Annotated in this window: 16 protein-coding genes and 2 pseudogenes; 10 read left to right on the top strand and 8 right to left on the bottom strand. The window is 67.9% G+C overall.

Annotated features, from left to right (window positions below):
• A partial coding sequence (locus ACWD5O_RS19780; protein ID WP_450086146.1) for a DEAD/DEAH box helicase occupies window positions 1-569 on the bottom strand: 569 nt, incomplete at its 3' end.
• Between the two features lie 719 nt (window positions 570-1288).
• On the opposite strand from ACWD5O_RS19780, the gene ACWD5O_RS19775 reads away from it, so the two are divergent.
• Together ACWD5O_RS19775 and ACWD5O_RS19770 are read left to right on the top strand one after the other, a co-directional pair.
• Entirely contained in the window at window positions 1289-2131 is an 843-nt protein-coding gene (locus ACWD5O_RS19775; protein ID WP_450086145.1) for a transposase family protein, read from the top strand.
• A 15-nt stretch (window positions 2132-2146) separates the two neighbouring features.
• Entirely contained in the window at window positions 2147-2725 is a 579-nt protein-coding gene (locus ACWD5O_RS19770; RefSeq protein ID WP_450086144.1) for a DUF6308 family protein, read from the top strand.
• 74 nt (window positions 2726-2799) lie between these two features.
• Here ACWD5O_RS19770 and ACWD5O_RS19765 read toward each other — a convergent pair whose 3' ends face one another.
• Entirely contained in the window at window positions 2800-3252 is a 453-nt protein-coding gene (locus ACWD5O_RS19765) for a GntR family transcriptional regulator (protein ID WP_450086143.1), read from the bottom strand.
• Between the two features lie 246 nt (window positions 3253-3498).
• Here ACWD5O_RS19765 and ACWD5O_RS19760 point away from each other — a divergent pair, with 246 nt between their 5' ends.
• The 3 genes and pseudogenes from ACWD5O_RS19760 to ACWD5O_RS19750 form a co-directional block, all read left to right on the top strand.
• Window positions 3499-3798, top strand: coding sequence for a DivIVA domain-containing protein (locus ACWD5O_RS19760; protein WP_354968113.1), 300 nt, complete (start codon window positions 3499-3501; stop codon window positions 3796-3798).
• A complete protein-coding gene (locus ACWD5O_RS19755; protein ID WP_354968114.1) occupies window positions 3795-4046 on the top strand; it encodes a hypothetical protein in 252 nt (83 codons plus the stop codon). Before ACWD5O_RS19760 ends, ACWD5O_RS19755 begins: the two co-directional genes overlap by 4 nt.
• A 12-nt stretch (window positions 4047-4058) precedes the next feature.
• A pseudogene (locus ACWD5O_RS19750) lies at window positions 4059-4176 on the top strand (IS21-like element ISAau2 family helper ATPase IstB); the annotation flags it as partial.
• Window positions 4177-4288: 112 nt separating this feature from the next.
• Here ACWD5O_RS19750 and ACWD5O_RS19745 read toward each other — a convergent pair.
• Window positions 4289-5176 (bottom strand): RNA polymerase sigma-70 factor, encoded by an 888-nt coding sequence (locus tag ACWD5O_RS19745; RefSeq protein ID WP_450086142.1) that lies wholly within the window; start codon window positions 5174-5176, stop codon window positions 4289-4291.
• Between the two features lie 397 nt (window positions 5177-5573).
• Between ACWD5O_RS19745 and aceE the strand changes: the two genes are divergently transcribed.
• The 4 genes from aceE to ACWD5O_RS19725 all read left to right on the top strand — a co-directional run bounded on the left by aceE (window position 5574) and on the right by ACWD5O_RS19725 (window position 10305).
• On the top strand, window positions 5574-8258 hold the full coding sequence (aceE, locus tag ACWD5O_RS19740) for a pyruvate dehydrogenase (acetyl-transferring), homodimeric type (protein ID WP_450086141.1): 2685 nt from the start codon (window positions 5574-5576) through the stop codon (window positions 8256-8258).
• Window positions 8259-8497: 239 nt separating this feature from the next.
• Entirely contained in the window at window positions 8498-8911 is a 414-nt protein-coding gene (locus tag ACWD5O_RS19735; protein ID WP_354967374.1) for a DUF2267 domain-containing protein, read from the top strand.
• Between the two features lie 48 nt (window positions 8912-8959).
• Window positions 8960-9352: a DUF2267 domain-containing protein gene (locus ACWD5O_RS19730; protein WP_450086140.1), complete on the top strand. Its 393-nt coding sequence runs from the start codon at window positions 8960-8962 to the stop codon at window positions 9350-9352.
• Window positions 9349-10305 (top strand): TIGR03619 family F420-dependent LLM class oxidoreductase, encoded by a 957-nt coding sequence (locus ACWD5O_RS19725; protein WP_450086139.1) that lies wholly within the window; start codon window positions 9349-9351, stop codon window positions 10303-10305. The genes ACWD5O_RS19730 and ACWD5O_RS19725 overlap by 4 nt, the downstream gene beginning before the upstream one ends.
• 16 nt (window positions 10306-10321) lie before the next feature.
• On the opposite strand, the gene ACWD5O_RS19720 is transcribed toward ACWD5O_RS19725, so the two are convergent.
• Window positions 10322-10756: a TIGR03668 family PPOX class F420-dependent oxidoreductase gene (locus tag ACWD5O_RS19720; protein WP_354967377.1), complete on the bottom strand. Its 435-nt coding sequence runs from the start codon at window positions 10754-10756 to the stop codon at window positions 10322-10324.
• Window positions 10757-10881: 125 nt separating this feature from the next.
• Between ACWD5O_RS19720 and ACWD5O_RS19715 the strand changes: the two genes are divergently transcribed.
• The gene (locus ACWD5O_RS19715) at window positions 10882-11331 is read left to right on the top strand and encodes a VOC family protein (protein ID WP_354967378.1); all 450 of its coding nucleotides are present in this window, start codon (window positions 10882-10884) and stop codon (window positions 11329-11331) included.
• 70 nt (window positions 11332-11401) lie between these two features.
• Here the strand turns inward: ACWD5O_RS19715 and ACWD5O_RS19710 are convergent, their stop codons facing one another.
• The 4 genes and pseudogenes from ACWD5O_RS19710 to tnpA all read right to left on the bottom strand — a co-directional run.
• Complete coding sequence (locus tag ACWD5O_RS19710) at window positions 11402-12547, bottom strand: hypothetical protein (RefSeq protein ID WP_354967379.1); 1146 nt, start codon at window positions 12545-12547, stop codon at window positions 11402-11404.
• Window positions 12548-12701: 154 nt separating this feature from the next.
• Entirely contained in the window at window positions 12702-12947 is a 246-nt protein-coding gene (locus ACWD5O_RS19705; protein WP_450086138.1) for a hypothetical protein, read from the bottom strand.
• 132 nt (window positions 12948-13079) lie between these two features.
• Window positions 13080-14072, bottom strand: a complete 993-nt coding sequence (locus ACWD5O_RS19700) for a TIGR03842 family LLM class F420-dependent oxidoreductase (RefSeq protein WP_354967381.1) — start codon at window positions 14070-14072, stop codon at window positions 13080-13082.
• A gap of 73 nt (window positions 14073-14145) precedes the next feature.
• A pseudogene (gene tnpA / locus ACWD5O_RS19695) lies at window positions 14146-14568 on the bottom strand (IS200/IS605 family transposase); the annotation flags it as partial.
• Window positions 14569-14572 lie beyond the last annotated feature (4 nt).

The following is a 14572-nucleotide window of genomic DNA, read 5'->3' as shown; positions in this document are numbered from 1 at the left end:
GTCGTGTCGAGGAGTCGCCGTACGACCGGCAGGAAGCCCAGGTCGGCCATGTGGTCCGCCTCGTCGAGCACCGTCAACTCGACGGCGTCGAGGATTGCGTGGCCGGTCGCCACGTGGTCGGCGAGCCGGCCGGGACAGGCGATGAGGATATCGACCCCGGCACGCAGTGCACCGACCTGTGGCCGCGCGCTCACCCCGCCGAAGATCGTCAGGGTCCGCAGCGACAGCGCGGTGGCCAGCGGTGCGATCGCCGCTTCGATCTGGGTCGCCAGCTCGCGAGTGGGCGCCAGGATGAGCGAGCGCGGGCGGCCGGGCAGCCGTGGAGACATGGCGGCCGAGAGCCGGGCGAGGACCGGGAGAGCGAAGGCGTATGTCTTTCCCGAACCCGTGCGGCCCCGACCGAGCACGTCGCGTCCGGCGAGCGAATCCGGGAGCGTCGCGGCCTGGATCGGGAATGGCGTGCTGATGCCCGCCTGCTCGAGCGCGGCGACCAGGCGGCCGGGCACGCCGAGGTCAGCGAAGGAGGTGGGCGTGACAAGGGGTGTCTTGCTGGGGCGGCGTGCCGCCATGGGAGTCTCCGAACGTGGAAGGGGTCGCCGTGCACGGCGCTGACCGATTGGTCGCGGCGCGTGGTGGTCGACGTCAGATGCAGGCCGGGTCGAAAACCGGCGGGCTGCTTGATCAATTCTACCCACACCCCAGCCCAAGCCGTAAACGATGGCTTTTCTGAGTTAGGGTTCGACGGGCCGAGCGAAACGGATCCCGGCGAGCGGCCGGATGCGCCCCGCTCATTTCCGCACCCGGCTTGCATGTGCGAGCGGGTCGCGCGTTGGCGCGCCAAACTTGGAGCAGTTCTTGACTGATGTAACCGCGCATGACTCGAATTTGTTCCGTGAAGCACCGGGAGCAGATGCGCCTTTCGACCACACACCCTGCCGTTGACGCAAGTTCGGCTGCGATGACCCGCCTGCGCACCCCGTTCCGGGTCGAGGGTGACGCCGACCGGAAGCCGACGACCGCGCCCATCGCCCGTTCGTTAGGCATCACGACGCCACGGAGCCCAGTCAGTAAGGGCTACCACGGGTGTCGGTTCGACGCGTCGTAGGTACCGACGTCCTGTGCAGGTGGATCAGCACATCTCCACGACTGAGGTGATCTCAGCAAGGTTCGGCGGCCGAGTGGGGATGACACGGGCGTAACCGTCCATACCGGACGGTGTTGGATATGGACGCGGAGCCATCGATAGACAGGTTCTTGCGACAGAATCCAGTCTTCGAGAGGGCTCCACGTGATCGCCTATTCTGCCAGGCTCGACGTGCCCAGGGAACTCGTACAGCACGTGGCGCGGCTGCTTCGTGCCGAGCGTCGGGCGGTGGGCACCCGACCGGGAACTCGTGCGCTGACGTGCTTCTACCAGGCGATCCTGGTGTTGGTGTGGTTTCGCAAGGGTGAGGACAAGGCCACCCTCGGGGCGGGGTTCGGGGTCTCGCGGGCTACGGCCTACCGGTACGCTGCCGAGGCCGTGCGGGTCCTGGCGGCGCAGACACCCACCCTGCACGACGCGCTGCGCCGGGTCGCCGCCGACGGCCGGTCGCACGTGATCCTCGACGGGAAGCTGTTCGACACCGACCGCCTCGCCGAGACCACCGTGAGCGTGAAAGGCGACACGATCGACGCGTGGTACTCCGGGAAACACCGCGACTTCGGGGCGAACATTCAGGCTGTGATGCGCCCCGACGGGCTCCCGATCTGGACCTCGGATGCGATGCCCGGACATCTGCATGACCTGACCTGCGCCCAGCGCTTGGACGTGACCGGCGCCCTCTACTGGGCGGCCTCCGAACTGCGGCTGCCGACCCTGGCCGACTCAGGCTACGAAGGCGCTGGCCACGGCATCCATGCTCCGTACAAGCAGCCCGCCGACGGCCGCCGGCTCGCCGTCGACAACCGGACCTACAACGCCGTCCTTCGATCCATGCGGTGCCTCGGAGAACGCGGCTTCGCGATCCTCGTCGGCCGCTGGCGGACCCTGCGTCACAGCACAGCCAGCCCACGGCAGGTCGGCGACATCGTCCGCGCCGCTCTCCACCTCACCCATTTCGAATACCGATACCTACCGGATTCTTGTTGAGATCACGTCAATGGCTTGCCAGCCTTTACCGGAGGCCGGTTTGAGCAGCTTGGAGGCGGCGGTGACCACCCCGCTGTTAGAGACACGATCACCTCCGAGGACTTGATCGCGGTCGAGTTGCTCAGCGTGCACGTGCCTGCGCGCGTCGCCCTTGACCTGCTCGAAGGTGCTCTCGGCCGAGAGGTCGCGGCGGAATTGCGGCTCATCCCGACGGACGTCTCCCTTGCCGACGATGAGGCCCCGCAGTACATCACGGATGGTGGTCCCGCCGACCGAGCCTGGCATTTGCTGAAGAACAACGGCGGCGTTGGCTGGGTAACTGCAGGGAAGCTGCTTGCACGAAAGCGACCCCGCCTCGTGCCCGTGTATGACGAGGTCGTGCGCTGCGCCTATCGCACCGGCCGAGGCTTCTGGAGTTGTCTGCATGAGCGCCTCCGCGAGGACGGGGGTGTTCTCGTGGACCGCCTCACTCGGCTGCGGGCGGAGGCGGAGTTACCGCCGGAGATCACCCCGTTGCGAGTGCTCGACGTGGTGTTTTGGATGCGGCACCGCGACGACCACACCGGATATCGGTGCCGTGGCCTGGATGGATAGCGGGCAGGAGACTCCGAGCCCGGCGGACAACGTTCCACCGCGCAGCAGCCGAGACCACCTCGGGCCCGGGTCGGTTATTTTCGGCGCTCGTCGAACTGTTCGACCTGACTGACGTGCTCGGTTGGGCGCATCAGCTCGACCTGGTCACCGGGCTTGACCTCCACCTCGCCCTTGCCGTGGCGGATCTCCAGCACCGGGACGCCCTCGTCCAGGTGCAGCTCGTTCCGTTCCCGGCCGGTCGGCATTCGAGCGACGACCGACGCGCCGGCCGGCAGTTCCACCCGTTGCCGCTCGGGCGAGCTTCGCACCCGTGTTCCGTGACCGCGAACGGTGCTGACCAACCCCTCGGAACGCAGGATCGACATCGCCATCCGGACGGCCTCACGGCCAATGCCGTACTCCTGGGTCAGCCGGGCTTCGCTCGGCAGCGATACCCCAGGCGCCAGCTCTCCGGATTCGATCCGCCGCCGCAGTATGTCGGCGACCTGCACATAGACGGGTGTATGCGAGCGCGGATCGACAGTCATACCTGGTAAGCCTTGTCCCCCCGTGGGCCGCACTGGTTGTGCCCCTGTGCCCCTGTCCGTATATTTATGTGGGCGGCGACGCCCCAGGGTTGGAGCTGGATCTATAGCCCGGTCGAGTGACGCCGTAAAGCAGCCCTGGTGCCGTGCCCCTGATCAAAGCTGCGGCGGTGGGGTGGGGTGGGCCCGCGCGAGCGGTGTGACCCGGGGGCCCACCCCTTCCACTAACAGAAAGGCAGGTCGAACAAGATGAGCGTCCGCAACCAACGACCGGTACGGGAGGGCGGGGCGACGTATCGCTCCTCGACGTACACCAGTCTGCTGCCCTGGCAGGTGGGCGAGCGTCGGTTCCCGCCTACGGGGCTCGGACGCCGCGGCCTGAATCCCAACGACGTGTACGCCTTCCTCGATCGGGTCGCCGTCGACATGGCAGCTCTCCACGCCGCGCTCGCTGAAAGCCGGCGTGAGACCGCACGGATCAAGGAGGCGCTTCGCCGCTGGCAGTCCGAGCATGCCCGCGGCGGCAACGAGCGGGGGCATACCAGATGAGCCAGCGGTACGTCATCCACCTGCCCGTGACCGCCGCCGACCTGCCCGCCGCACAGCGCCTGGCCCGGGTCATCGGCCGCTGGATGTCCGTGCTGCCGACGACCGACCCAGGGGAAACCACGGTGTCCGAGGAGGATCAGCAATACCTCCGCCACCGGGTTTTCTGCGACCAGCTGATGCCCCGCGGTCGGCGCTGCCTGCTCCGCGCCGACCACGACGGCGCCTGCTCCCGCCGCTTGCGCCGCTGAGCAACGGGCGGCTTAGTCGAGCGGGCGCGGGCGGAGTCGTGGACGTATGAGGAGTTCGGCGCGGCGTGTCTGCAACGCGAGGTGGCCGCCCGTGGCCCACGCCGGTGAGGGACGGATCCGGGCAGCCAGGTCCCGCGGTCCGCAAGTGTCGGAGCAGGCCTGATATTCGCTCAGGACGCCGAACGGGAAGAGCAGCTGCTGGTCGACCTGGTCTGCGGGCCGTGCCTGGGGGCGCCGCCCGATTAGCGGGTATCCCGTGGATCAAACCGGGCGAGTTTGGTCGGGTTGAGGGTGATCAGCACTCGGGTGATCCCCTCGGGAGAGGCATCGATCGCGCACAGTGCGACGACGGATCCCGCCCGGCGGACGAGGACGGCTTCCTGCCCGTTGGACTCGACGAACTCCAGCGAGACGACCGCGCCGAACTTTCTCATGAGGCCGGCGATGTAGCGGGCGACGTCGGCCCGGCCGGTGACCGGTACCCGCGCCGCGCTGACCATGCCGCCGCCGTCGGCGTAGGAGACGACGTCGTTCGCGAGCAGCTTTTCCAGCTGACCAAGATCACCGGAGCGTGCGGCGGCGAGGAAGGCGTGGAGCAGCCGGCCGTGCTCGGCGGGGGCGACCGGCGCGTGCCGTTCTTCGGCGAGGTGCGTGCGCGCCCGGCGCCCGAGCTGCCGCGCGTTCGCCTCGGTGATGTCGAGGACCTCGGCGATCTGCCGGAAGGGGTAGTCGAAGGCCTCGTGTAGCACGTACACGGCGCGCTCGTGCGGAGTCAGTCGTTGCAGGAGGAGGAGCAACGCAAGTCCGAGAGCTTCGCCCTGCTCGGCTCGGGTTGCCGGGTCGACCGACGTCTGGACCGGCTCGGGCAGCCATGGGCCGACGTAGGTCTCTCGCCGGGCGCGTGCCGATGTCGCCGCGTTCAGAGCGAGCCTGGTCGTTGCGGTAACGAGGAATGCTGTCGGGTCCCGTACCGCCCTGTGGTCTGTGCGCTGCCACCGTAGCCACGTGTCTTGGACGATGTCCTCGGCGTCGTGGACGCTGCCCAGCATCCGGTAGGCGATGCCGAACAGCCGGGGCCGGACCGTGTCGAAGGTCCGCACGGCATCCATCGGGACCTCGCGGTGGGACATACCTCTCTTTCCTCCCGTTGGTGGCCGCCTGTCGCTGTTTGCCGAGGTCTTTGTCCATCTGGTTTCAGTTTGCCGGTTGCCGCGTCTGGTGCCGGCATACCCGTTCCGTGATTCGAATCGCTGACCGTGTCAGCGCGGGCGGCCGGTAGCGCACGGCCCGGGCAAGTCGTGTCACGGCCTCAGCCTGCCGGTTCAGAGCGGTCGTAGGTCGGCCCTACCGGGCGAGGGCAGCCGGAGAGGTGACGGCAGTCTCCTCGCCGAGCGCAGGTCGGTTGTCACGAATCCCTGCCTCACCTGGTCCTTGATGGTGGATCGGCGAGGCGGCAGCTTCCTGTCTCACCATGTCGACCTCCCGCCCTGCGATCGAGAGGTCCGGAACCGTCGGAAGGTGGCCACCATGACTGATATCGGGCGAAACAACCCAAGTGCACTCGATCAGATCCCGGACCGCGACCCCGAGGAGACCGCCGAGTGGGCGGCCTCTCTCGACGCCGTCACCGCCGCGGCCGGGCCGCAGCGCGCCTCGTACCTTCTGCGCCGCACTCTCGAACACGCTGAGGGCGTCGGCCTAGCGCTGCCGAAGCTGCTCGAGACCGAATACATCAACACCATCCCGACCGCCGCCGAGCCGGAGTTCCCCGGTGATGAGGAAATCGAACGGCGCATCACCGCGTGGAACCGTTGGAACGCCGCCGCGATGGTGACCCGCGGCAGCCGCTACGGCCTGGGCGGTCACATCGCCACCTACGCCTCCGCCGCCTGGCTCTACGAGACCGGCTTCCAGCACTTCTTCCGCGGTAAGGAGGCCGACGGCTCCGGCGACCAGCTCTACCTCCAGGGCCATGCCGCCCCCGGCATCTACGCGCGCGCCTTCCTCGACGGTCGGCTCACCGAGGGCCACCTCGATCGGTTCCGGCAGGAGGCGGGCGGCGATGGCCTTCCCTCCTACCCGCACCCGCGCCGGCTGCCGTGGCTGTGGGAGTTCCCCACCGTGTCGATGGGCCTGGGCCCGCTGTCGGCGATCTACCAGGCGCGGTTCAACCGCTACTTGCAGCACCGTGGCATCAAGGACACCTCAGCCTCTCGGGTGTGGGCGTTCCTCGGCGACGGCGAGATGGACGAGCCCGAGTCGACCGCCGCGCTCGCTCTTGCCGGTCGCGAAGGCCTCGACAATCTCACCTTCGTGGTCAACTGCAACCTGCAGCGGCTCGACGGGCCGGTGCGCTCCAACTTCAAGATCGTCCAGGAGTTGGAGGCGCGGTTCCGCGCGGCGGGCTGGAACGTCGTCAAGTCACTGTGGGGCTCGGCCTGGGACGACCTGTTCGCGCTCGACACCACGGGCGCGCTCGTCCGCCGGCTGCGCGAGGTCCCCGACGGGCAGTTCCAGACGTACGCGGCCCGGGATGTCGGCTACATCCGCGAGCACTTCTTCGGCGCCGACCCGGCGCTCGTCGAGATGGCGAAGGTGCTGACCGACGCGAAGATCGCCGAGTGCTTCCACGCCTCGCGGGCGGGACACGAACCCCGCAAGGTGTACGCCGCCGATCGGGCCGCCGTCGAGCACCGGGGCGCGCCGACCGTGATCCTCGCCCAGACGGTCAAGGGCTACACGCTCGGCTCCGCCTTCGAGTCGCGCAACGCCAACCACCAGATGAAGAAGCTGACCGGCGACGAGTTCCGCGCGCTGCGCGACCTCCTCGAACTTCCCATCCCCGACAGCAAGCTCAGCGGTGAGGTGGTGCCGTACGTCCACCCCGGCGCCGACTCGCCGGAGGTCCGTTACCTCCACGAGCGCAGGGCCGCGCTGGGCGGGCCCGCCCCGGCTCGCCGTGTCCACCCGGTGGCGCTGCCCGCACCGTCCGCCAAGCCCTTCGAAACGTTGGCCAAGGGGTCCGGTAGTCAGGAGATCGCGACGACCATGGCCTTCGTCCGCCTGGTCAAGGACCTGATGCGGGACCCGGAGACCGGCAGGCGTTGGGTGCCGATCGTTCCGGACGAGGCGCGAACCTTCGGCATGGAGTCGCTCTTCCCCACCGCCGGGATCTACTCACCGCACGGCCAGACCTATGACCCGGTCGACCGCGACACACTCCTGTACTACAAGGAGGCCACGAACGGCCAGATCCTCAACGAGGGCATCACCGAAGCCGGTTCGATGGCCGACTTCACGGCCGCCGCAACGTCGTACGCCACCCACGGCGAACCGATGATCCCCTTCTACATCTTCTACTCGATGTTCGGCTGGCAGCGGACGGCCGACCAGATGTGGGCGCTCGCCGACCAGCTCGGCCGTGGCTTCCTCATCGGTGCCACCGCCGGCCGTACGACGATGACCGGCGAGGGTTTGCAACACGCGGACGGACACTCCCACCTGATCGCATCCACCAACCCGGCGGCGATCGCCTACGACCCGGCCTTCGCATACGAGGTCGCCGTGATCGTCCGCGACGGTCTGCGCCGGATGTACGGCCCGGACGCCGAGGACGTCTTCTACTACCTCACGGTCTACAACGAGGCGAAGATTCAGCCGCCCATGCCATCCGGCGCGGACATCGAGGAGGGCATCCGCAAGGGCCTCTACCGGTACCAGGAAGCCATTGACATGGAGTTGGCAGCGGATGCCCCGCGCCTGCAACTTCTCGCCTCCGGCACCGCGATCCACTGGGCCCTGGAGGCCCAGCGGCTCCTCGCCGGCGACTGGGGTGTGGCCGCCGACGTGTGGTCGGCCACCTCCTGGAGCGAGCTGCGCCGCGACGCTCTGGACTGTGACGCGGTGCGGCTTGAGGGTGAGGATCGTATCCCTTACGTGACCCGGGTCCTGAACGGCGCTCCCGGCCCGGTGCTCGCCGTCAGCGACTGGATGCGGGCAGTCCCGGACCAGATCAGCCAGTGGGTGCCGCAGGACTGGCACTCGATCGGCACGGACGGCTTCGGCCTCTCCGACACCCGTGCGGCCGTCCGTCGCCACTTCGGGGTCGACCCGCAGTCGGTCGTGGTCGCGGCGCTGGCAGCCCTGGCCCGGCGCGGCGACGTCAAGCCCGAGACCGTTCAGGAGGCCCGAAAACGCTACGGGATCGCCTGAAGGCACTCCTGCCTTCGGTTCCCGTCCGTGCCAGTCCTTCGGTATGTCGAGGATGTCGCCGTAGCGGGGCCTTGGTGATTCGCCCGATGGGGATGAGGCAGGGTCACCCCCCGTCCCAGGAGGCTGTCGAGGTACGAGTTCGCTCGGCGCCCGAGAGGTGAAGTGTGCGATCGCGGCGCATGGAGGTCAGGGGCGCGTAACTGACGGTTCGACGCGATCGGGCCGGAGAGGAGAATCAGGTGGAGTACCAGGATTTCATCAACGCAGTGGCCACGCGGGCGAAGGTGTCGACCGATCAGGCGGCGACACTCAGCCGCGCGACGTTGGAGACGTTGGCAGACCGGATCAGCGCCGGCCAGGCTGAGAACCTTGCCTATCAGCTTCCCGGAGGGCTTGACGATTCCCTGCGTAATCCGCCACCACGTAGAGCGGAACATGCCAAGCCGTTCGGGCTCGACGAGTTCGTGCGGCGGGTGGCGGACCGCCCGTCCGTCGACCGTGCGCTCGCCGCTGCCGGCGTCGGCGCGGTGCTCACCACGCTCCGTGAGGCTGTTTCCCGTGACCAGTTCGAGGACGCGGTGGCCCAGCTTCCGAAGGAGTTCCAGCAGGTGATCGAACCGGTGGGTGCCGGTGGCGGGCAGCGCCGCGGGTAGCACGCGCGCACGCCGCGACGCACCCCAACGAATCGGGAAGGAGAACTGGTGAACTACGCCGAGTTTCTCGAAGCGGTGGGGAAGCGGGCGCGAATGCCGGCGACGGAGGCGGCGAACGTCGTCGGAGCCACGCTGACGACCTTGGCGGAAGGGGTCACTGGCGGCGAGGCGCGGCAGCTGGCCACACAGCTACCCGAGGAGTTGCGAGGGTACCTGCACAAGGAAGTGAACTTCGCCGAACGGATCGACCTCGTGGAGTTCCTCAATGAGGTGGGGGCGCGCGCGGGAACGGATGGCGACCGGACCGCTGAGGTTGCCCGCGCCGTGTTGACGACCCTGCGCGAGGCGGTGAGCGCGGAAGACCTGGAGAACCTGGAATCCGAGCTGCCGAAGGACTTCCGTCGGCTGCTCCGTCCGGTGGACCGCAGCGTCGGGGCTTGAACCGAGCCACCTTCCTGGCCCGGTCCGGGTACGGTGCGCGGGTGGAGGTTGGATTCGCCCCGCCCGTCTCCGGCTCGTGGGCCACACCAGAGTGCATGATCCACGTCGCCCGCCGCGCCGAGCAGCTCGGATACCACTCGCTCTGGACGTTCCAGCGCCTCCTGGTCCCCGCCGACCTCGGCTGGAGCGAGACCTACCACAGCGTCCAGGATCCGCTGACCACGCTGGCGTTCCTGGCAGCCCACACCACGCGGGTGAGGCTCGGCGTCGCGGTGCTCAACATGCCGTTCATCTCTCCGGTGCTGCTGGCCAAGCAGACCGCGACCCTCGACATCCTCGCCGGCGGACGGCTCGACGTGGGACTGGGCCTCGGCTGGGCGGATGAGGAGTATCAGGCGACGGGGGTGAGCAAGCATCGGCGGGGCCAGCGGGCCGAGGAGTTCCTCGCCGTTCTTCGTACCCTCTGGCAGGACGACGTCGCCGAGCATCGCGGCGAGTTCTACCAGGTCCCGCCGACGCGTTTGGAGCCGAAGCCAGTGCAGCGGCCGCATCCGCCGATTCTGCTCGGAGGCCAGGCGCCTGTCGCGTTGCGTCGGGCCGGCCGCCTCGCCGACGGCTGGGTCAGCGGCAGCCAGGCGGACCTGACGGGCATCGGCGAGGCGGTCGCGACCGTCAAGGCCGCCGCCGCGGAGGCGGGCCGGGATCCCGGCGCACTGCGATTCGTCTGCCGCGGCGCGGTCCGCGTACGCCCGACGGGCCCGCCCGATCGCGAGCCGCTCACCGGCACGATCGAGCAGATCCGCTCGGACCTCGGCCGACTTGCCGAAGCCGGCATCACCGAAGTGTTCGTCGACCTCAACTTTGATCCGGAGATCGGCTCACCCCGCGCCGATGCGCAGGCGTCGCTGCGCCGGGCCGACGAGGTGCTGGACGCCCTCGCTCCGACCCGCTGACACCCCTGAGCGGCGCTCACCCGGCCGGGTCGGCTGCCGCTTCCGTCGCGGACCACGCCGACCAGCCGGTTACCTGGATCGCGATCATCGGCCCGGCTGGGGGCCGCTGGACGTACTGCGGGTACTTGTCGACCAGCGCCGCGCGGGCCTCGGCCTCCTCCGCGCGGTCCTCCACCAGCCGGCCGTGCCCGTCCAGCCGGACCCACCACAGCCGCGACCAGTCCTCGTCGTACTCGTCGACCAGCAGGCAGGCATGCCCCGTCGCCCGGATGTTCTCCAGCCGGCGCAGCCGCCGATGGCGCTTGGGCTTCTCGTCCACCGCGTGGTAGACGACGTCGTTGAGCAGCACGAAGCACACGGGCACCAGATGGGGACGCCCATCCGCTGCGACGGTGGCCAGCCGGGCCACCCTTGCCGACCGGACCCGATGCCGGATCTCGTCGGCGGGCACAGGCCCGACGGTAACAGCCGACACCGGTCGTGATGACTCGTTGTCGCCGGCGGGCGTCGTCGAGCCGGTGGGTGTGCCGGCGCCGCACGTGGGTACGCCCTGCCGATCGGACCCGGGGAGGCGTGATGGCGAACGAGGCGCCCGACTACTTCCAGCCTGAGGCTGGGCTGGTGCTGACGCACCTGCTGATCGTGCGGGATGTGGACCGTTCACGGGACTTCTATCAGCGGGTGCTGGGGGCGACGGTGGTGCGGGAACGCCAGCCGGCGATCCTGCGGTTCCACAACAGCTACATCGTGATCAACGACGAGGGTGGTCCGACCGACGACAAGCCGGATGTGCAGGCGCAGGCGCCGCCGGATTCGCGGACGCTCAGCAGCGCGATGAACATCCGGGTCACCGACGTCCGGGCGGTCTATGAGCAGTGGCGGTCACGAGGTGGGGAGTTCCTGACCGAGCCGAAGGACCATGGCGTCGAGATCCGGTGCTACCTGCGTGATCCGGACGGCTACCTGATCGAGCTCGGCCAGGGCACCGGGATCCTCGTCGAGATGGGTCGCGCAGCCACTGCCTGAGCCTGATGACAGGCGCCGCCGGCACCCTTGGTCACGGCCAGACCAACCATCGTGATCGGGCCCCTGGTGATCAGGGCGAGACTCGTACCTCTACCGAGCTGATGAACCACCGGAAGTCGGACGTGCTGTCAATGGACACGTCGTTTGTGCCGCTGATGTCGAACGAACGCGTCCCGGCGCACACGATGACGGACTGACCCGCGGGCACCGGTCCCGCGCTGAACAGCTGCGCGAAGTAGTGGGCGCCACGGGTCAACTTCACCTGCAGGAAGCTCTCGTCATCGTCGGTCTCCTCGTCGAGGACCGACATCTGGGCATATGAGGGCTCGGACACGTTGGGATGCAGGACGTCGAGCATCAGGAAGTTCCGCTGGCCTGTGCTGGAGTTCGACCATCCCCATTCGTCTTCTGTTTCCAAGCGGTGCGTTGCCTCGACGCACTGCGCGTCGATGAGGACCTCGACCAGGCCGGTGGTGGGCGGCACGAAGGCGAACGCGATGGCGCTGAATGCGTCACCGGACGCGTAGTCGAAGTCGCCGGCGTCGCTGTTGTCCATCGTGATCGAGATGCCCACGTCTCCGACCGACGGGTTCAGCGTGTGAATCCGATCAACGACGAAGTTGTCGTTGTGCACCGGGATGAAGCCGAAGTTGAACCCGAAGAACGGCGGCCGGAACACTTCCCACCGGTGCGGGTCCTGGCTGTCGTCGGGTTCGAAGACTCCCCAGGGGAGCGCGCGATCGTGGAACGGAGACAGGCTCAACCATTTGTCGAGGTTGTTCGAGAGGTGGAATCCGTTGCTGATGTTGTCGTCGACCGTGAAGGCGTCGGTTAGTGAATCGTGGTATTCCGTCGCTATTGCGGCAATGGCCTCGCGCCCGACGTCTCGACTTCGCAGGAATGCGTCGGCCTTGTGTTTCCTGGCTTTGTTGAGTTTCGCGTAGGGCGACCTCAACCCTTGGGGCGGCTGAAGCAGGTCACGAAAAGTCAACCGTTCCTGCCGCATCAGTTGCCTCAAGTCCGCCCAGTTGTCGTCTCCGAGCAGGCGCTGCAGCCGCTGGCTTGCCTGAGCCGACAGTTTCGCGGCCTTGCTACTGCGCTTTTTGGCGATCGTCTGGAGGCGCTGCTCACGCTCCTGCGTTGCCCCGTCCGCCGATCGCTGGGCTTCCACGGGAAACTGGCGAAAATTGCGAACTATTTTATAGGTACTGACCACGTGAACCACCCCACTAAAACGTTGCCTACATGCTGCTTCACATTTGTCTGGCTGGCCATACGGGTTCTGCTATGTATGCAACGCCGCATATGCCGTCAGTTGGCATTAATCGGTCTATTGCCCCTCAGGGCCCTGTGTCGCCGCTGGCCTCGCGTCACCTGCGCGACGAGGGATCCGCGCGACGCGCCCGTCGAACCGCCCAGAGGATGCCTTGGCAGACCACGACACCGGCGCCGGCGTTCAGCACGGCCAGCCCGGACGCGGCAGCGATCGAGCCCGGCTCGATGGTCATCGTGCCCGTGGCGACGAGCAGTATCGGCCAACCAACGGCGGCGATCGGGAGCGGCAGCCACCACCAGCGCCCGAGGAGCAGGCCAACGAGGACCAGGGTCGGGATCAAGGCACGGCCCCTTCGTGTCCTCCGCACCGCCGTCCCTACAGGAACGTCCCGAGACCGTTCCGGCGGCCACGAGGACCGCCGCAGCCAGCTCGTTCTCAGGGAACGTGCGAGGCGTACGTCGACTGGCCCGGATCAGACCTGCGTGATGACGTTCTTGCCGTACGAGGAGAGGGTCTTCTCCTTGTCGTCGTGCATGAGGTAGAGGGCGAAGTTGTGCACCCCGATCTCCTTGAGCTCCTGCAGCCGGTCGACATGGGCTGACTCGGGGCCGACGAGACAGAACCGGTCGACGATCTCATCGGGCACGAAGTCGGTGGACGGATTGCCGGCGCGCCCGTGGTGTGCATAGTCGTAGCCCTCGCGCCCCTCGATGTAGTCGGTGAGCGCCTTCGGCACGACCCCGGAGTCACCGTAGCGGGCGACCAGGTCGGCCACGTGGTTGCCGACCATGCCGCCGAACCAGCGCAGCTGATCCCGTTGGTGCGCGAGGTTGGTGCCCACGTAAGCCGGCGCGGCCACGCACATCGTGATCGAGTCGGGATCTCGACCTGCTGCGGTGGCCGCATCGCGTACCGAGCCGATCGTCCAGCGGGCGATGTCGGGATCGGCCGTCTGCAGGATGAAGCCGTCGGCCTGCTCGCCGACCAGCCGCAGCGCTTTCGGGCCGTAGGCGGCCATCCAGATCTCCAGCCTGCCGTCACGCACCCACGGGATGCGCACCGGCGTGCCGTGGTGTTCGACCTCGTTGCCTTCGGCCAGCTCTTTGATCACGTGCATCGCTTCTTTCAGCGTGGCCAGGCTCGCCGGCGGCTGGCCGATGACCCGCCGGGCCGAGTCGCCGCGGCCGATCCCGCACACCGTGCGGTTGCCGAACATGTCGTTGAGCGTGGCGAAGAGCGACGCGGTGACCGACCAGTCGCGGGTGCTCGGGTTGGTCACCATCGGCCCCACGATCAGGTGCTTGGTCGCGGCGAGGACCTGCGAGTAGATGACGAACGGCTCCTGCCACAGCACGCAGGAGTCGAACGTCCACCCGTAGCGAAACCCGTTGTCCTCGGCGGCGGTGAGGCCGGCCACGACGTCGCGAGCTGGCGGGTCGGTCTGGAGTACGACACCGAAGTCCATCGCTTCTCCTTTTCAACAGTTGCTTAGGCGGGAACCCCGGTCCTTCAGGGCCGGAGGAACGCTGTTGCGGACCGGGATGCTTCTGGTTTTCGATGTACTCCTTGACCACGGCGAGTGGTGCGCCGCCGCAGGACCCGGCGAAGTACGACGGGGACCACAGGTGCGCGCCCCACGGGTACCGGTGCAGGTGCGGTTCGCGCTCCTGGCGCAGTCGGCGGGCCGATACGCCTTTGAGGCTGTTGACCAGTTTCGACAGTGCGAGGGCCGGCGGGTAATGCACGAGCAGGTGGACGTGGTCGTCCTCGCAGTTGAACTCGCGCAGCTCCGCGGAAGTCGGTGCAGACGTCGGTCATGATCTGCTGGCAGCGAGTGAGGATGGGGTTGAGGTGAGCGCGCCCCGCCGGTACTTCGTGGTGAGGACCAAGTGGGCATGCAGGTTGTGGACGACTGAGCGACCTCGGCGAACATCCGGGTGTGGGGTCCATCTGGGTGACATAGGC

The sequence above is a fragment of the Micromonospora sp. NPDC005161 genome, from assembly GCF_053599855.1.
This window is presented reverse-complemented; position numbering and strand designations above follow the sequence as displayed.

Coding starts and splice junctions, on each gene's coding strand:
- ACWD5O_RS19765 (WP_450086143.1), bottom strand. CDS start 3,252: ATGACTGTCGATCCGCGCTCGCATACACCCGTCTATGTGCAGGTCGCC.
- ACWD5O_RS19760 (WP_354968113.1), top strand. CDS start 3,499: ATGAGCGTCCGCAACCAACGACCGGTACGGGAGGGCGGGGCGACGTAT.
- ACWD5O_RS19700 (WP_354967381.1), bottom strand. CDS start 14,072: ATGGACTTCGGTGTCGTACTCCAGACCGACCCGCCAGCTCGCGACGTC.
- ACWD5O_RS19745 (WP_450086142.1), bottom strand. CDS start 5,176: ATGTCCCACCGCGAGGTCCCGATGGATGCCGTGCGGACCTTCGACACG.
- ACWD5O_RS19755 (WP_354968114.1), top strand. CDS start 3,795: ATGAGCCAGCGGTACGTCATCCACCTGCCCGTGACCGCCGCCGACCTG.
- ACWD5O_RS19715 (WP_354967378.1), top strand. CDS start 10,882: ATGGCGAACGAGGCGCCCGACTACTTCCAGCCTGAGGCTGGGCTGGTG.
- aceE (WP_450086141.1), top strand. CDS start 5,574: ATGACTGATATCGGGCGAAACAACCCAAGTGCACTCGATCAGATCCCG.